Source organism: Acinetobacter sp. AOR41_HL (assembly GCF_027854645.1).
GTDB lineage: Bacteria > Pseudomonadota > Gammaproteobacteria > Pseudomonadales > Moraxellaceae > Acinetobacter > Acinetobacter nosocomialis.
In genome coordinates this window covers 24,701-40,905 of sequence record NZ_JAKTHZ010000009.1, presented here as the reverse complement: position 1 = coordinate 40,905, position 16,205 = coordinate 24,701, and the positions used below count along the sequence as shown (strand labels likewise).

Genomic DNA, 16,205 nt, shown 5'->3' with positions numbered 1-16,205 from the left:
AGTTTAGCAAAATGTTTCATAATAAAATCAATATAAATCAAAAGTTTTTTTAAAAATATAACTTTAAAGTGGCTGTATTTTTTCTAGTCAATATACTCACTAAACTTGCTATATTTTGCCTATTTCGTTTAAGGTTGCCGCATCTTTATCAATGTGGAAACTTTATGATTGAAAGCTGGTTTTTTGTATTAGCAATGTTGGCTGTTTTGCTTATCCCTGGTCCGACAAATGCATTACTTGCAACCGCAGCTCACTCACAAGGTTTATCTAAAACATTCTGGCTTATTCCAATGCAATGGTTAGGCTATGCCTATGGCATCAGCTTTTGGGCCGTGTTTATTCATTTAGCAGCTCCAGTCTGGCCAGCGCTGCTACTCATTTTGCATATTACGAGTGTGCTATATGTATTCTGGATGGCATTCCGTTTATGGAAAACCACACATTTACAACAGTTTAGCCAGAACCATCGCAATATTCGCCCACGTCAACTATTCTTCTCAACTTTAAAAAATCCTAAGTCCTTACTGTTTGCAGCTGGTATTTTCCCAGCTGAAACATGGAATTCGCCCGAAAATTTTCTTATGGTCTTTGCTGCTTTTACTTTGACCCTTATTCCTGCTGCGAGTTTCTGGATGATTTTTGGACGTGCTTTATTAACGGGTTCAATGCAAAAAATAAAAGCCGATCATTTATATAAAGGATCGGCCATGTTACTTATTTTGTGTATGCTTCCGGTGGTATTTCGTTTCTTCTAAAGGAACCCTTAAACGTTAGCTTTACGGTTCTTTAATTTTTCGCGGATAAATCCAATAATACCTGGTAAAACACTAATAATAATGATGCCGAAAATAAGATGGGTAAAGTTATCTTTCACAACTGGCATATTTCCAAATAAATACCCTAACGTTACAAAAGAAGCCACCCAACAGAATGCTCCAATTAGGTTGTATGTCAGGAAAAACTTATAATTCATACTACCAGCACCGGCAACAAAAGGGGCGAAGGTGCGGGCAAATGGAATAAAACGAGCAAAAATAATTGTTTTGCCACCATGACGGGCAAAGAATTCTTGAGTTTTGGTTAAATGCTGTTTGTTAATGAGTCGGGAATTCATTTCAAACACACGTGGACCGATAAAACGACCAATATGATAGTTCACAGTGTCGCCTAAAACTGCTGCAATAAAAAGTAGAGTACCCAGTAACCATGGATCCATCTTACCCGTAGATGCCGCTAAAGCACCTGCTGCAAACAATAAACTATCTCCCGGTAAGAACGGCATGACCACTAGACCGGTTTCGACAAAAATAATTAAAAATAAAATGCCATAAATCCAGACTCCGTAATTTGTAATAAATTCGGCGAGATGCTGGTCAACGTGTAGAATAAAATCAAGAAGTTCCATGAGATGATTAAGTGGTAAACCGTGCTTAAATCCTAGCAGTGAGCCTATCGAAAGTCAGTATAAAACATCAAAAATATACAAATTGATCATCCTATTTGTGCAACGATATATATGGATTTTGAGTATTTAATTATCAATGTCCCAAACCTAGAATGAGTTCATCAACAAATAAGCATTTAAATAAAGGTGGCTGTATGTTTAATCCAAATGTGGTGGTCAAAAATATCGTAACGCAACCAGGCGCGGATAGTTTCATTAGCCTTGTTGCTCGTCTTCTTATCGCTTACATCTTTCTTGTTGCTGGTTGGGGGAAAATTACCGGTTATGCTGCAACTGTAGGTTATATGGAAGCTATGGGTGTTCCAGGTGGAATTCTACCATTAGTCATTTTGGTTGAGTTCGGTGGTGGTTTAGCTTTGTTATTTGGTTTCCAAGCGCGTTTTGCAGCTTTTGGTCTAGGAATCTTTAGTATCTTGACTGCATTCTTGTTTCACCAAGGTGGTGCTGATGCAGCAGCGCAATATAATAATGGCATCCATTTTATGAAAAACTTTGCAATGGCAGGTGGTTTGTTCTTCTTGATGCTTCATGGCGCTGGACGTATTAGCTTAGACCATGCAATTGAAAAATAATATTCAAGACAAAATAAAACCGGATGAGCAATTCATCCGGTTTTTTTATATTTAAAAATTAGAGCATAAACTGGATTTGTAATTCCCCAACAACAAAACCAAGTACGGCGCCTACTGCAATGAGTGCCCACTCATCTTCTTTGAACGCGGGACGCAACATCCCTTCAAATTCGGATGGTGTTAATTTTTGCATACGTTCAATTAAAGTACTGCGAATATTCATCGCATCTTCTGCATAAGACTCAACATATTTCATCGTTTCTGGAAGCTGTTGCATAATACGTTCTGCAACCTGTGTTTTCATATTCTGGTATTTTTCGCCGCCAATTGCGTATACAACAAGTGGGCGAATTACACCTGCTTGCATGTCAATTTCCTGTTTAACATGGCGGTTAACCAACTCAATTACACGTGCAGAGTGAGTACCAGAAAACAACTCTTCCATCATATGACGTGAAGTTAAAAGCTGTTTGGAAATTAAGGCTGCGTAGTCAGCTGCTACTTCATTTTGACGTTTAATAAATAGACCTTGCCATGTATAGCCCAATATCTTTTTCGGATAGAGCGGTCTAAACATCATTTGTAGAGCAATCCAGTCACTAAAGAATCCTACAAATCCACCAAAGAGCGGTAGCATCCAAGGGTATTTGCCTTGAGTAATAATCCAGCACAACATTTGGATTACACCAATTCCAAAACCGAATACAAAACCAACGTTACTGAAGAATTTAAATTCTTGTTTGCCTACACGCTTAAAAATATTGTTGAGTAGACGTTTATCTTTAAGCAAATTACTAATGACCAAATGCTTAATATCAAAATATCGATTTACGTCACGTTGCACTTCACTCATGATGTGCTCGACAATTTCCGGTGCTTTTGATTGCACTCTACGGATCAGTCTTTGACGGGCAAACTCAGGCATACCTTCCCATAAACCGGGTTGATACTCTTGCGCGACTTCACGCGTAATATCTTCTGCTGCTGCCATTAATGGTTTTTCAATTTCTTTGGCAATACGCTTTGGGTCAAGGCGAGCAAAAATTTCTTCGGGTTTAATCAGCTTGGCTGTCATGAGTTCAACAGCAATGGTTGCCATTTTTTCAGCTTTACGAGGCACGATACCTTGCCAGCCAAAAAACGGTTTAATACCTTTAAATTCAAGTGGTGAGAACATCATTTGAATGGCAATCACTTTAGTGACATAGCCAATTAAACCACTCATGAAAGGAATAGAGACATACAACCAAAAATGTTGCTGGAAATCTGCAATCATAGTTTGAAGCATTGTTGTTCCTTAGATTTCTATTGATTTTGATATGGGGCAACAAGCCATAAAAAAACGGATAACTGTTTAAGGACAGACAAATATCGCTAATGGTATTTACCTTTCCATGGTAATGCCTGTTTTATCGGGTCATCTTAACATCAAATTCACGACGATGTTGCATAGAATGTGATGAATTTATCAATGTATATGAAGTTTTTAAGGGGTATACAGTATATTGATAAATATCAATAAATTTTAATTTATATTGATCAATCCCAATATAGAAATGATTCTGATATGAAAAAAATAAGATATATGATGATTTGCGGTGCGCCGAAGCGTGAAAAATGTTAAAATGGCGCGCTTAATTCTTTTGCCATTTAGTGGTTTGTCATGACTACCAATACTCAAATTACTGAAGATCGTATCCTGATCCTGGATTTCGGCTCTCAATATAGTCAGCTCATTGCACGTCGTGTACGTGAAGCTGGTGTTTACTCTGAAATGTATGCCTTTGATATGTCTGAAGAAGACATCCGTGCTTTTAAGCCAAACGGTATCATTTTATCAGGTGGACCTGAGAGTGTGCATGAAGAGGGCAGCCCACGAGCACCGCAAGTGGTGTTTGAATTAGGCGTTCCAGTATTGGGTATTTGCTATGGTTTACAAACCATGTCTGAACAGTTAGGCGGTAAAGTTGAGCCGGGTACTGTACATGAGTTTGGTTATGCCGAAGTTGATATCGTTAAACGTGACCAACTTATTGGCAACTTACAAGACCGCGAAAACCAGTTACACGTTTGGATGAGCCACGGCGACAAAGTGAGCAAAATTCCAGAAGGCTTTACAATTACTGCAAGCACACCAAGCTGTCCAGTTGCTGCTGTAAGTGATGAAGCACGTCGTTTCTATGGCGTGCAATTCCATCCAGAAGTAACGCACACGGCAAAAGGTGAAGAGTTACTTGCAAACTTCGTTCATAAAATTTGTGGATGTGGTGGCCTTTGGACACCTGAACACATTATCGATTTACGTGTAGAACAATTACGTGAACAAATCGGTAATGAAAAGGTTCTTTTGGGGCTTTCTGGTGGTGTTGACTCATCTGTTGTTGCTGCACTTTTGCACAAAGCAATTGGCGATCAGTTAACATGTGTATTTGTTGATAACGGTTTACTTCGTTTAAACGAAGGTGACCAAGTGATGCAAATGTTTGCCGAAAACATGGGTATCCGAGTAATTCGTGCAGATGCTGAACAACGTTTCTTAAATGCATTGGCTGGTGAAGTTGATCCAGAGAAAAAACGTAAGATCATTGGCCGTGAATTTATCGAAGTATTTGCTGAAGAAGCACGTAAACTTGATGGCGTAAAATTCTTGGCGCAAGGTACGATTTACCCAGACGTAATTGAATCTGCTGCAAGCAAACAAGGTAAAGCACACGTTATTAAATCTCACCACAATGTGGGTGGTTTACCAGACGATTTAGCATTTGAATTGGTTGAACCTTTACGTGACTTGTTTAAAGATGAAGTACGTAAATTAGGTACTACACTTGGTTTACCGCATAGCATGATTTACCGCCATCCATTCCCAGGCCCTGGTTTAGGCGTTCGTATTTTGGGTGAAGTGAAAAAAGAATATGCAGATATTCTTCGTCTTGCTGATGACATCTTCATGCAAGAGCTTCGTGACAGTGGTTGGTATGATAAAACTGCTCAAGCGTTTGCTGTGTTCCAACCTGTTAAGTCAGTTGGTGTAGTAGGTGATGGCCGTCGTTATGCTTGGGTAATTGCGCTTCGTGCAGTTGAAACAGTTGACTTTATGACAGCTCGTTTTGCACATTTACCATACGAATTGGTTGATAAAATCTCAACACGTATTATGAATGAAATTAAAGATGTATCACGTGTGGTATACGACGTGTCATCTAAACCACCAGCAACGATTGAGTGGGAATAAGCAAATGAAAAGGCAGGATTTAATCCTGCCTTTTTTATGTCTATTGATAAAAGCATTATTTATGTTTATCGATATACTGGTGATTAGTAATAAAAAAAATACTTTGATTTGAACCAAAACGTTCTACTGATTTCTCAAAAACCATTCCAACACGTTCTAGTAATTTGATTGATGCTTTGTTCTGTGTTTGAGTCTCAGCTATTACTTTCTTAAGATTTAATTCATTAAATGAATAATTTAAAACAAATTCAAGTGCTTGAGTTGCATATCCATATCCCATATATTCCGGCAGCAATTCATATGATACTTCGATATCTGAGCCGTCATGATGAGTATCCAGAGATATAATTCCTAGAAAATTATGATCAGTAGAAGATCGAATTGCCCAAATAGGTAATTTACTTGGAGTATTAATATCAGTATGTGCTCGCGTTTGAGCTAGAGATACTTCCAAGGGTCCACCTAAATACTTTCTAGTCGTATCATTTGTATAAAGTCTAACTAAATTAGAGGCATCTGCTAATGTTAAATCGCTTAAATAACACAAGTGCATATTATTTATGATTAAAAAGAAAAATTAACATATTACATTTTATAAGAAATTCATCATAAATATTCTTTTCTTTCGTCAGCTTAAATTTCTTCTCAGGAAACTACCTAGTAAGGTGCTTAAGCACTCTTTTTTATTGCTTAACTTTTAAAGATAAAAATTAATCTTAATAACTATCAATACAATAGGTCGTATAATATTACTTATACTTGATAAAAGATATATTAAGATATATCTTAATAATTATAAATTAAGCATATTAGAGAACCTTCAAAGATGAGACAACAATCAGAATATCATCATGCTGAACATAATGACCATCATCATGGCCATCACCGTTCAGGTCGCCGTGGAAGACTTTTTGAAGCTGGGCGAATGAAACTTTTAGTCCTTCATCTCATTCAACAAAGTCCTAAGCATGGTTATGAAATTATTAAAGAAATCAGTGATTTGGTAGGCGATGGCTATACCCCAAGTGCAGGAACAATTTATCCGACTTTAACCAGTCTGGAAGAAATGAACCTAATTAACTTGTTAGATATAGAGCGTAAGCAATATCAAATTACGGAGTTTGGTGAGGCTTATTTAACTGAACAAAAAGATAAGTTAAATGCACTGTTAGAAAAATTACGCTTAAGACGTGAAATTCACAGTAATGATCAATTAATTGAAATTCACCGTGCCATGGAAAATTTGAAAACAGCCTTACGTTTGAAATTGAATACTACTGACTTGAAGCAAGAGCAGATCTATCAAATTGCCGAAAAAATTGATCAGGCTGCGGTTGCAATCGGGCGTCTATAAGTTGAGATAAGCCATGCTAGAGCTACAGCAAAAAATCAAAGAAGCGGGCCTAAAAGTCACTCATCCAAGACTTGTTGTTTTATCTTTAATTCAGGAGCAAGCGGAAGATTTAACGGTTAAACAGATTTATCAAAAGCTCTATACCCAAAAACAGAAGTTGAGCTTGGCAACAGTTTATCGGGTGGTCAGTGATTTGGAAGGAGCAGGCCTAATCTCAAATACTCAATTTCAGCGTGGTGAAGCGAAATTTAATTTATCAGACTTAGCCAATAATCAACTTCTACAAATTTATTGTGCAGAGTTGACACAAGCGAAACAAGAACAATTTCTAGCGAGTTTGCAATCTGTATTTACTCAATTTCAAGTTGACTTGAAGCAGATTGAAATTATCCAAAACCATTAATTTGTAATAGAGAATTTATATATGAAACAGCATCAATATCACGTTACTGTACAACATTTAAAAGATGCCAAAGGCGAAGTTTCTAACTATACGGAAAGGCTCGAGTTCTATACCGGTAATCATGACGACATTTTTGAGATTGTTGAAAAGTTAAAGAACGCAGAATTTTTCGATGATCAAACTACGAAATCTTTTGGAGTTGGTCTAAAACTTTTTAGTGAAGTCATGTTGGAAAATCGGGACCATCCACTGTTTTCAAGAGTTCTTTCCCCAGTTCGGGCAATTTATGAAAAATCTAAAACAGCTCGTTAAAACTCAATCATCTTAAGCTGCTTAAAGCAGCTTTAATTATTTTCTATTTTATAATTAAAAATCGATTGTCTCATTCATAAGACCCTGTGTATTACTAAAAGACTATATTGAATAATAAGTGTATTGTTAAGATCAGTATAACAACTCATTGCAAAAGCATAGGTAAAAGAGAGTAATATCATGAGCAATAATAACGATTACGATATTTCTGATTCAAAGGATTGCGAGAAATTTGCCAATCAATTCATTCAGGAATTTCCAATTCGCTCTGCTGAAATTGGACAGGGGACGGTGATTAAGCGGGCTTTACCTAGTCGACAAAAGCGAATGATTGGGGCGTGGTGTTTTCTGGATCATGCAGGCCCAGTAACATTTCCTGCAGGTAATGGTTTAGATGTGGGTCCGCACCCGCATATTGGTTTGCAAACCTTCACGTGGATGATTGAAGGCACCATGATGCATACCGATAGCTTAGGTTCAAAACAATTAATTCGTCCTAAACAAGTTAATTTAATGACAGCCGGTCATGGTATCTCTCATACAGAAGTTGCACCTGATACTGAAACTCAAATGCATGCTGCGCAGCTCTGGATTGCTTTACCTGATCATAAGCGCAATATGGATCCGAAATTTGAACATTATCCTGAGTTGCCTGTTGTTGAAAAAGATGGTCTAGAATTTACTGTACTTGTGGGTGAATATTTAGAGACGACTTCTCCAGTCATGGTGCATACACCATTAGTAGGTGTTGACTTAATTGCTACCCGTGATACTAAAACACGTATTCCATTAAATCCTGAGTTTGAATATGGTTTTATGGCATTAGATGGGGTTGCTCATGTGAATGGCCATGAACTTACTGCTGACAATATGGTGGTATTAGATACGGGTTTAAGTGAAATTGAGATTGAAGTAAAGAAAGGGAACCGTGTGCTATTAATTGGTGGTGAACCTTTTGAAACTCCAATCTTATTATGGTGGAACTTTGTAGCACGTACTATGGATGATTTAAAAGAAGCGCGTGAGCAGTGGATTAATCATGATGTACGTTTTGGCGAAATTCCCGATTATGTTGGCGCACGTTTAGAAGCCCCAGTTCTTCCAGATCAAATGAGAGCATCAAAATGACAGCAGTAATCGCGAGCAGTAAAGCAAAGCCACTTGCTGAACAGTGGAAGGGTGAGATTACCAGTGGCCGTCATCAATACTTTTGTGATGAGCCAGAAAAGTTAGAAGGACATGATCAAGGTCCAGCACCTTATGATTTGCTGACTGGAAGTCTGGCAGCTTGTACACTCATTACTTTAAGAATGTATGCAAAGCATAAAGATTATGACTTTGGTGAGTTTTCGGTTGAAATTGATTTTCATACCAATCGTGAGCATGAAGAACATATCGAGCGTCGTATTGTTTTTAAAGAGTTGCCGAACGAAGAGCTTCAACAAAAAATCTTAACGGTATGTAGTAAAACGCCAGTAACTAAAACTTTGTTACGTAGTTTAGACATTCATACTGTGCTTGTTGCAGCATAAAAATGCTATTTTGTTGCGGTGGATGATTTTATATCCATCCCACAAATGGAATAAAACAGCATGTTCACATGCTGTTTTTTATGTAAAAAAGAAAAATAAAAGTAGGCAGTATCATGATTAGTGTACACCACCTGGAATGTTCGCGATCGTTTCGGATTTTATGGGCTTTAGAAGAGTTAGGCTTAGATTATGATATTCATTATTATCAACGTCTTCCCAACTATTCAGCACCAGAAACTTTGAAATGTATCCACCCGCTCGGCAAAGCGCCAATTTTGACAGACGATAAGCAAGTTATTGCAGAATCAGCTGTTATTTTAGAGTATTTGCAGCAACGTTATGATCAAAATCAGCAGTTTAAACCTAAGCAAGCTCAGGATTTGCAGCAGTATATTTACTGGATGCACTATGCCGAAGGTTCACTTATGCCCTTATTGGTCATGACTCTAGTGATGAATAACGTGAATAAACATGTACCTTGGTTAATTCAACCTGTAGCAAAGAAAATTACAGAAGGGGTTAAAGCAAATTTTGTTCGTCCACGTATGAAAGATCATATTAGTTTTTTAGAACACTACTTGTCTGAGCATGAGTATTTTGCAGGGGATTTTTCATTTGCCGATATTCAAATGAGCTTTCCATTAGAGGCTCTACAGTCCCGTCTTCAAGGCAAATATCCGCATATTCAAGCATTTTTGCATCGGATTCAGCAAAGACCAGCATTTCAAAAAGCAAGACAGAAAGGTTTGGGATCAAACGAAAGAAATTGTGCTGATATATAAAAGAAAAGGAACAAATATTTGTTCCTTTTTTATTACTTAATCTTTATTTGCGTTTAATTACGATAGAGTCAATGCCGCTATGCTGTAAGGTTTGCTGAGCAGCAAGAGCAGCTTCTTGGGTATCGTATGGACCAGAAATAACACGGTACCAAGTCTTTCCATTTTCTGAGCTTTTAATTACATCAGCTGATAAGCCATTTAAAATGATCTCTGCACGTCGAGCATCTGCTTGATCTGGGTCAGCATAGCTACGAACTTGTAAAATATAATTTGGTTGTTGAGGTGCAGCAGCTGTAGAGTCAGTATTGTCATCAGTATTAGCAACAGATTCTGATGCAGCAGGTTGAGCAGTACTAGGTGCCTCAACAATCATAGCAGTACCTTGGTTTTTACTTTCTGGAATAGCCTGTTCCGGAATAGGGGTAACTTGCTGTTGAGGTAATAAATCGTAAAAACGGTAATCTTTATTGGTTTCTTCTTCTTTGTAGTGGTCAGAAGTAATCTGGTTTTTTGAAGAAACAGGTTGCCACGGTTTCCAAAGCATGAGCACTACTGCGATACATAAGACCGCTAAAATAGCGACAAGTGTCCCTAACCATTTAGGAATTAAAGGCTTTTTAGGCTTATTAGGTCTTTCAGATACACCGCGTTGCGTTTTGCCAAACACGTGGATTATTCCTCTGTCTTTTGTTTGTTTTATTTCGAGTTTAGTTCTCGTTTACTTTAAAACATCGCTTTGTATAGGTGAAGACCTTACAAAGCGTTATTTCTTGCAACACGAAGGGGTATATGACTTTGCCAAATACCCCAACATGAACTTACATGGCTTCAGGTGCAGAAACACCGAGTAATTCTAAGCCATTGCGCAGTACTTGTTGTACGTTGATTGAAAGTAATAAGCGTGCTTGTGTAAGTTCAGCATCATCACTTAGAACTTTATGCTCATTGTACCAACCGTGGAATAGCGCAGCTAATTCTTTTAAGTAGTTACCTACTTGATGTGGTTCATACGCATTAGCAGCACGTAATACAACGTCTGGATATGCAGCTAGTTTAGCAAGAATTTCAGTTTCTGCATCAAGTGACAAGCGCGCAGCATGTGAACGAGCTGCACTTACTTCAAATTGTAAGCCAGTGCTTGTTGCTTTTTCTAACATGCGGCAAATACGTGCATGAGCATATTGAATATAATACACCGCATTATCTTTACTTTGTGACACAGCAAGGTCAAGGTCAAAGTCAATGTGTTGTTCGCTCTTACGCATTACATAATAAAAACGTGCAGCATCGTTACCAACTTCTTTACGTAAGTCGCGTAAAGTCACGAACTGACCCGAACGAGATGACATTTGAACCATCTCACCACCGCGCCATAAACTTACGAACTGAACTAAAAGAACAGTTAATTTTTTCGAGTCATAACCCATTGCATCAATCGCAGCTTTTACGCGAGAGATATAACCGTGGTGGTCAGAACCCCAAATATCAACAAGGTCAGTATAACCACGTTGTAGTTTATTTAAGTGATATGCAATGTCAGATGCAAAGTAAGTCGTTTGACCATTACGACGTTTAACAACACGGTCTTTTTCATCGCCAAATTCAGTCGATTTAAACCAGATGTTGCCGTCTTTTTCATATAAGAAGCCACGTTGATCAAGTGTTTCCAACGCTTCGTCAATTTTTGCGCTAAGAGACGCTTCGCTAAACCATTGGTTAAAGGTTACACCGAAGTCAGCAAGGTCATCTTTAATGTCATCTAAAATGGCATGAAGAGCTGCTTGATGGAAAACACGGTAGCCTTCACCTAATAATTGTTGTGAGTTGGCAATAAGACCATCAATGTGTTTTTCTTTGTCGCCAGATAATACGACTTTGTTGCCTTCGCTATCTAGCTCTTCAGCATATTGCACATCTTCTGGTACATCTTTATAGACGTCTGCTACATCACGAACATATGCATTGTTATCTTTGTCGATAATGCTTTGGGCGATCTCTTTAACATAGTCGCCTTGATAAGCATTTTTTGGGAATACAAGATTTTGACCCAATAATTCTAAATAACGTAAATAGGTAGAAGTCGCCAAAATATCCATTTGACGGCCAGCATCATTTACATAATATTCGCGATCAACTTTAGCACCTGTTGCTTCAAGTAAGTTTGCAACAGTCATACCATAAGCAGCACCGCGACCGTGACCTACGTGTAGGCTAGATGTCGGGTTTGCTGAAACAAATTCAACTTGAATCTTTTTAGCTGCATTTGATTGGCTACGACCAAAGCTTTCTTTTTGAGCTTGAATTTGGTCAAGAATCGCAAAACGTTGGTCTGCATTTAAAAAGAAATTGATAAAACCAGGACCTGCGATTTCAGCTTTACTGATGTCTGCAACTTCTGGTAATGCTGCTAGAATTTTCTCAGCTAAATCGCGTGGTTTCATACCAGCAGCTTTAGAGCCAATCATGGCAATATTAGAAGCAAAGTCGCCATGGCTTCGGTCTTTGGTGCGCGTTAAATTGCTTGAATTATTCCAATCCGAAGGAAGCACACCTTCTTGCTGAAGGGTTTGCACTGCATGGTCGAGAGCTGCTTGTATTGCCGTATTCATATCAATCGAAAATAGATGTCGCAGAAAAACGTCAAATATAGCAAATTTCCTATGAGTTAGGGGAGTGCATTTAACGCTTTCATTTAATTTCTTTCTTGAAGTTCCGTATAACTATTTTTTTTGTAAATATTAAAAAATGAATGTGATTCAATTCTGAAAATACGTAAATACAGGCTTTGTAGGCAATATTTTTTAAATTATAAGGTAGTAAAACACTTGGTATTTTTTATGAAAATGTAAGCTAGTAAGAAAATATAAGATTTTAAGTCAGATATAGAGTTAATTAAGAATAATTTTAAAAAAGATGAAAAATGTAAGTAATTAATTTTTAATATTAATTTTGTTGTATGTTTTTTCTAAATAGTATTCAATTTCAATATCACGGTTTAAAATACCTATTTTGTATTAAATAGTCTTAAGCTTACGCATACAACGAGCTTTAGAGAGTGCTGAACTGTACTTTTCGGAGTTCTAAGCTGGAAAATGAGATAGGCAATGATATCAGGTCACCCAAGTAAACATCCCCTTTATATCCCTTATGCAGGCTATACACTTTTAGAGTTACCCCTTTTGAATAAAGGGTCCGCTTTCACTCAAGAAGAAAGAAGTAACTTTAACTTACATGGGTTACTTCCACATATTATTGAAACTATCGAAGAGCAAAGCCAACGCTCTTATCAGCAATATTGCGCTTTCAATGATGATATTAATAAGCACATCTATTTACGTAATATCCAAGATACCAACGAAACTCTGTTCTACCATTTAATTGAAAATCATCTTGAAGAGATGATGCCAATTATTTACACGCCGACCGTAGGTGAGGCATGTCAACGTTTCTCTGATATCTATCGCCGTCATCGTGGTGTTTTTATTTCATATCCAGATCGCGATGTGATTGATGATATTTTGCAGAACGTTAATAAAAATAACGTTAAAGTCATCGTGATTACGGATGGTGAACGTATTTTAGGTCTTGGTGATCAAGGCATTGGCGGCATGGGTATTCCAATTGGGAAACTTTCGCTTTATACCGCATGTGGTGGTATTAGCCCTGCGTACACATTGCCAATCACAATCGATGTAGGGACGAATAACCCTCAATTATTAAATGACCCGATCTACATGGGATGGCGTCAACCACGTATTAGTGGTGATGAGTATTATGAATTTGTAGATATGGTGATTGAAGCTGTAAAACGTCGTTGGCCAAAAGCACTCATCCAGTTTGAAGATTTCGCACAAAAAAATGCGATGCCATTATTAGAAAAATATCGCGATAAAATTTGTTGTTTCAATGATGATATTCAAGGAACAGCAGCGGTTTCTGTTGGTAGTTTGATTGCTGCAAGCCGTGCAGCAGGTAAACAATTAAAAGATCAGAAAATTGCTTTCTTAGGTGCAGGTTCGGCTGGCTGCGGTATTGCAGAGCAAATCGTTGCACAAATGGTTTCAGAAGGTCTAACCGATGCTGAAGCACGTGCTCGTGTTTACATGGTAGATCGTTTTGGTTTAATCACTGAAAACCAGCCGAACCTATTAGACTTCCAACGTAAGTTAGCTCAAAAAGCTGAAGTAGTAGATCAGTGGGGCAACATTGAAGAAGTAATTTCACTACTTGATGTTGTTAAAAATGCCAAGCCTACAGTGTTAATCGGTGTTTCTGGTCAGCCAGGCCTATTCACCGAAGAAATTATTAAGACCATGGCTGCCAATTGTGAACGACCAATTGTGATGCCGTTATCTAACCCGACTTCACGTGTGGAAGCTGTGCCGGCTGATATTGTGGAGTGGACTGAAGGTAAAGCATTAATTGCAACGGGTAGCCCATTTGCACCTGTAAATCATCACGGCAAGCTTTACAATATTTCGCAGTGCAACAACTCATACATCTTCCCTGGTATTGGTTTAGGTGTAGTAGCATCAGGTGCTAAACGTGTTACAGAAAACATGCTTATGGCATCAAGTAGTGCTTTAGCAGACTGTTCACCGTTGCTCAAAGATCCACAAGCGGATTTATTGCCACCTTTAGGTGAAATTCAACAAGTGTCTAAAGTGATTGCATTTGAAGTGGCAAAAGCTGCAATGGCAGATGGTGTGGCTGTGACCATTAGTGATGATTTGCTTAAGCAGAAGATTGATCAATCGTTCTGGAAACCAGAATACCGTAAATATAAACGTATTCCTTTCTAAGAATGAGAATATAAAAAGAGGAGCTTAAGCTCCTCTTTTTATCTTTTAAGCCTCTAAAATTTCTTCTAGCAACTCTTCACTTGGTGCAAAGTAATATGCGCCGTCTAGTGGTGTCACGAAGTGCAGTAAGCGGTCATGAATGCCATCGCCACTTGTACCAAACATACGCTTTAACATGGCATCAATAATGTTCAGGTCTTTGGTGTAGGCAATGAAGAATAAGCCTTGATCACCTCGACCGTCACCGTAAGGTAAGCTGTGACGTAAAATTTCCATTTCTTTGCCTTCATCATCTTCAACGACAGTACGTGCGACATGGGCATTTTCCGGTTTGACATCATCATCTAATTCAATAGATTCAAGCTTGGTACGGCCCATGACATTTTCTTGTGCGTCGACTTTAAGTTTTTTCCATTTTTCCAAGTCGTGTGCATAGCGCTGCGCAAAGATGAAACTACCATCTGCAAATACTCCAGCACTTTCTGGGAGTAGGGCTGTTTCCGCGCGGTCGTCTGGAAATTGAGGATTTTCAGTGCCATCTATAAACCCAGTAATATCTCGACCATCGAAGTAACGGAAACAAACACGCTCATCCAGAACCTCAACTTTATCTTTAATGCCTTCAAAAAATGCTTGGCTTAAAGCAAAACAAATATCAGAACGCATACTGGCAATGTGGATAAGCACATCAGCTGGTACGACGGGCATGTTGAATGCACCATTTTCTGGTTCAAGTTGTTTAAAGCCAGCAGGAGATTGACTGTAAAGCTGTTTCCAAAGTTCTGGACCAAAAGCGACTGCTGTTTTAATTTGCGCGTCTGAATGCTGAGTAATGAGACGGTCGCGTGTTTCGAATAAAGCTTCGAGTTGTTCTTTTAATTCAGCAATTGTTAGATCTTTTAAACGAAGAACAATAAAACGGGCATGATCAGATGGTAATGGCAAAATGACAGATTGAGCAGTCATTAGAAGATCTCTCCTCAATTATAATTTAGTATGAGCTTTAATTATTGTGCCTGATGCGAAGAGCTGTTAGTAGTCTATTTATTGATTTTATTGTTTGAATTATCGCCGCGATAGTTTTATAAAACGGTATAATTCCACTTTTATTGTCTATTTTCGCTATGTCTTTGCAAGTTTGGTTTGCTTATATGTTGGCCTGTTGGGTCATTAGTATTTCTCCGGGAGCAGGGGCTATTGCTTCTATGTCGAGCGGCTTAAATTATGGCTTTAGACATGGCTACTGGAATGCAATTGGCTTGCAAATCGCCTTGTTAATTCAAATCATGATTGTGGCGGCAGGTGTAGGTGTTTTATTTGCAACGACTCCATTAGCTTTTCAGGCTGTTAAGTGGTTTGGGGTAGCTTATTTGCTGTATTTAGCTTATTTGCAGTGGACTGCACCAGTAAAAGACATAGAAATTCAACACGAAAAAAAGGATAAAACTGTTTCTGCTCTGCTGTTAAATGGATTTGTGGTCAATATCAGTAACCCTAAAGCGATTGTATTTTTATTGGCAGTTTTGCCTCAGTTCTTAGATTTAAACAAACCTCAATGGATACAATATCTAATTATGGCAGCCACTATGGTTACGATTGATTTGATTGTAATGGCTGGATATACAGGGCTGGCGTCAAAAGTTTTAAGACTACTTCGTTCGCCTAAACAGCAAAAATATTTGAACCGTGGTTTTGCTGTCATGTTTAGTTGCGCAGCATTATTGTTAAGTACGGTTCATCAAGCAGCCTGA

16 protein-coding genes and 1 pseudogene are annotated in these 16,205 nt (G+C 38.1%); 11 read left to right on the top strand and 6 right to left on the bottom strand.

The window, feature by feature from the left end:
• Positions 1-164: 164 nt before the first annotated feature.
• On the top strand, positions 165-755 hold the full coding sequence (locus tag MKL35_RS01740; protein ID WP_004883927.1) for a LysE family translocator: 591 nt from the start codon (positions 165-167) through the stop codon (positions 753-755).
• 8 nt (positions 756-763) lie between these two features.
• On the opposite strand, the gene MKL35_RS01735 is transcribed toward MKL35_RS01740, so the two are convergent.
• Positions 764-1,405 carry a DedA family protein gene (locus MKL35_RS01735; RefSeq protein ID WP_002054234.1) on the bottom strand — a complete coding sequence of 214 codons (642 nt, stop codon included), beginning with the start codon at positions 1,403-1,405 and terminating at the stop codon, positions 764-766.
• A 194-nt stretch (positions 1,406-1,599) separates the two neighbouring features.
• Here MKL35_RS01735 and MKL35_RS01730 point away from each other — a divergent pair, with 194 nt between their 5' ends.
• Positions 1,600-2,037 (top strand): DoxX family protein, encoded by a 438-nt coding sequence (locus MKL35_RS01730; RefSeq protein WP_004711072.1) that lies wholly within the window; start codon positions 1,600-1,602, stop codon positions 2,035-2,037.
• Between the two features lie 58 nt (positions 2,038-2,095).
• Here MKL35_RS01730 and MKL35_RS01725 read toward each other — a convergent pair whose 3' ends face one another.
• Positions 2,096-3,313, bottom strand: a complete 1,218-nt coding sequence (locus MKL35_RS01725; RefSeq protein ID WP_170318172.1) for a DUF445 domain-containing protein — start codon at positions 3,311-3,313, stop codon at positions 2,096-2,098.
• Between the two features lie 387 nt (positions 3,314-3,700).
• Here MKL35_RS01725 and guaA point away from each other — a divergent pair, with 387 nt between their 5' ends.
• Positions 3,701-5,269, top strand: a complete 1,569-nt coding sequence (gene guaA / locus MKL35_RS01720) for a glutamine-hydrolyzing GMP synthase (RefSeq protein ID WP_002054280.1) — start codon at positions 3,701-3,703, stop codon at positions 5,267-5,269.
• A 55-nt stretch (positions 5,270-5,324) separates the two neighbouring features.
• On the opposite strand, the gene MKL35_RS01715 is transcribed toward guaA, so the two are convergent.
• A complete protein-coding gene (locus tag MKL35_RS01715) occupies positions 5,325-5,822 on the bottom strand; it encodes a GNAT family N-acetyltransferase (RefSeq protein ID WP_000549856.1) in 498 nt (165 codons plus the stop codon).
• A gap of 273 nt (positions 5,823-6,095) precedes the next feature.
• On the opposite strand from MKL35_RS01715, the gene MKL35_RS01710 reads away from it, so the two are divergent.
• The 6 genes and pseudogenes from MKL35_RS01710 (at position 6,096) to MKL35_RS01685 (ending at position 9,652) form a co-directional block, all read left to right on the top strand.
• Positions 6,096-6,623, top strand: a complete 528-nt coding sequence (locus MKL35_RS01710; protein WP_032012051.1) for a PadR family transcriptional regulator — start codon at positions 6,096-6,098, stop codon at positions 6,621-6,623.
• Between the two features lie 13 nt (positions 6,624-6,636).
• Positions 6,637-7,026: a Fur family transcriptional regulator gene (locus MKL35_RS01705; protein WP_032012050.1), complete on the top strand. Its 390-nt coding sequence runs from the start codon at positions 6,637-6,639 to the stop codon at positions 7,024-7,026.
• 21 nt (positions 7,027-7,047) lie between these two features.
• Positions 7,048-7,354: pseudogene (locus MKL35_RS01700) on the top strand (DUF3861 domain-containing protein).
• A 164-nt stretch (positions 7,355-7,518) separates the two neighbouring features.
• On the top strand, positions 7,519-8,466 hold the full coding sequence (locus tag MKL35_RS01695) for a pirin family protein (RefSeq protein WP_004711062.1): 948 nt from the start codon (positions 7,519-7,521) through the stop codon (positions 8,464-8,466).
• On the top strand, positions 8,463-8,870 hold the full coding sequence (locus MKL35_RS01690) for an OsmC family protein (protein WP_002054254.1): 408 nt from the start codon (positions 8,463-8,465) through the stop codon (positions 8,868-8,870). The genes MKL35_RS01695 and MKL35_RS01690 overlap by 4 nt, the downstream gene beginning before the upstream one ends.
• A 113-nt stretch (positions 8,871-8,983) precedes the next feature.
• A complete protein-coding gene (locus MKL35_RS01685) occupies positions 8,984-9,652 on the top strand; it encodes a glutathione S-transferase (protein ID WP_106479636.1) in 669 nt (222 codons plus the stop codon).
• Between the two features lie 43 nt (positions 9,653-9,695).
• Here the strand turns inward: MKL35_RS01685 and MKL35_RS01680 are convergent, their stop codons facing one another.
• The gene (locus MKL35_RS01680) at positions 9,696-10,319 is read right to left on the bottom strand and encodes an SPOR domain-containing protein (protein ID WP_004711056.1); all 624 of its coding nucleotides are present in this window, start codon (positions 10,317-10,319) and stop codon (positions 9,696-9,698) included.
• Positions 10,320-10,470: 151 nt separating this feature from the next.
• The gene (gene argS / locus MKL35_RS01675) at positions 10,471-12,261 is read right to left on the bottom strand and encodes an arginine--tRNA ligase (RefSeq protein ID WP_002054250.1); all 1,791 of its coding nucleotides are present in this window, start codon (positions 12,259-12,261) and stop codon (positions 10,471-10,473) included.
• A 495-nt stretch (positions 12,262-12,756) separates the two neighbouring features.
• Here argS and MKL35_RS01670 point away from each other — a divergent pair, with 495 nt between their 5' ends.
• Positions 12,757-14,454, top strand: a complete 1,698-nt coding sequence (locus tag MKL35_RS01670) for an NAD-dependent malic enzyme (protein WP_000623106.1) — start codon at positions 12,757-12,759, stop codon at positions 14,452-14,454.
• A gap of 45 nt (positions 14,455-14,499) precedes the next feature.
• On the opposite strand, the gene MKL35_RS01665 is transcribed toward MKL35_RS01670, so the two are convergent.
• On the bottom strand, positions 14,500-15,420 hold the full coding sequence (locus MKL35_RS01665; RefSeq protein ID WP_032012047.1) for a Dyp-type peroxidase: 921 nt from the start codon (positions 15,418-15,420) through the stop codon (positions 14,500-14,502).
• A gap of 158 nt (positions 15,421-15,578) precedes the next feature.
• Between MKL35_RS01665 and MKL35_RS01660 the strand changes: the two genes are divergently transcribed.
• Complete coding sequence (locus MKL35_RS01660; RefSeq protein WP_017394267.1) at positions 15,579-16,205, top strand: LysE family transporter; 627 nt, start codon at positions 15,579-15,581, stop codon at positions 16,203-16,205.

Coding starts and splice junctions, on each gene's coding strand:
- MKL35_RS01725 (WP_170318172.1), bottom strand. CDS start 3,313: ATGATTGCAGATTTCCAGCAACATTTTTGGTTGTATGTCTCTATTCCT.
- MKL35_RS01710 (WP_032012051.1), top strand. CDS start 6,096: ATGAGACAACAATCAGAATATCATCATGCTGAACATAATGACCATCAT.
- MKL35_RS01685 (WP_106479636.1), top strand. CDS start 8,984: ATGATTAGTGTACACCACCTGGAATGTTCGCGATCGTTTCGGATTTTA.
- MKL35_RS01740 (WP_004883927.1), top strand. CDS start 165: ATGATTGAAAGCTGGTTTTTTGTATTAGCAATGTTGGCTGTTTTGCTT.
- guaA (WP_002054280.1), top strand. CDS start 3,701: ATGACTACCAATACTCAAATTACTGAAGATCGTATCCTGATCCTGGAT.
- MKL35_RS01715 (WP_000549856.1), bottom strand. CDS start 5,822: ATGCACTTGTGTTATTTAAGCGATTTAACATTAGCAGATGCCTCTAAT.
- MKL35_RS01670 (WP_000623106.1), top strand. CDS start 12,757: ATGATATCAGGTCACCCAAGTAAACATCCCCTTTATATCCCTTATGCA.
- MKL35_RS01730 (WP_004711072.1), top strand. CDS start 1,600: ATGTTTAATCCAAATGTGGTGGTCAAAAATATCGTAACGCAACCAGGC.
- MKL35_RS01735 (WP_002054234.1), bottom strand. CDS start 1,405: ATGGAACTTCTTGATTTTATTCTACACGTTGACCAGCATCTCGCCGAA.
- MKL35_RS01690 (WP_002054254.1), top strand. CDS start 8,463: ATGACAGCAGTAATCGCGAGCAGTAAAGCAAAGCCACTTGCTGAACAG.
- MKL35_RS01665 (WP_032012047.1), bottom strand. CDS start 15,420: ATGACTGCTCAATCTGTCATTTTGCCATTACCATCTGATCATGCCCGT.
- MKL35_RS01695 (WP_004711062.1), top strand. CDS start 7,519: ATGAGCAATAATAACGATTACGATATTTCTGATTCAAAGGATTGCGAG.
- MKL35_RS01660 (WP_017394267.1), top strand. CDS start 15,579: ATGTCTTTGCAAGTTTGGTTTGCTTATATGTTGGCCTGTTGGGTCATT.
- argS (WP_002054250.1), bottom strand. CDS start 12,261: ATGAATACGGCAATACAAGCAGCTCTCGACCATGCAGTGCAAACCCTT.
- MKL35_RS01705 (WP_032012050.1), top strand. CDS start 6,637: ATGCTAGAGCTACAGCAAAAAATCAAAGAAGCGGGCCTAAAAGTCACT.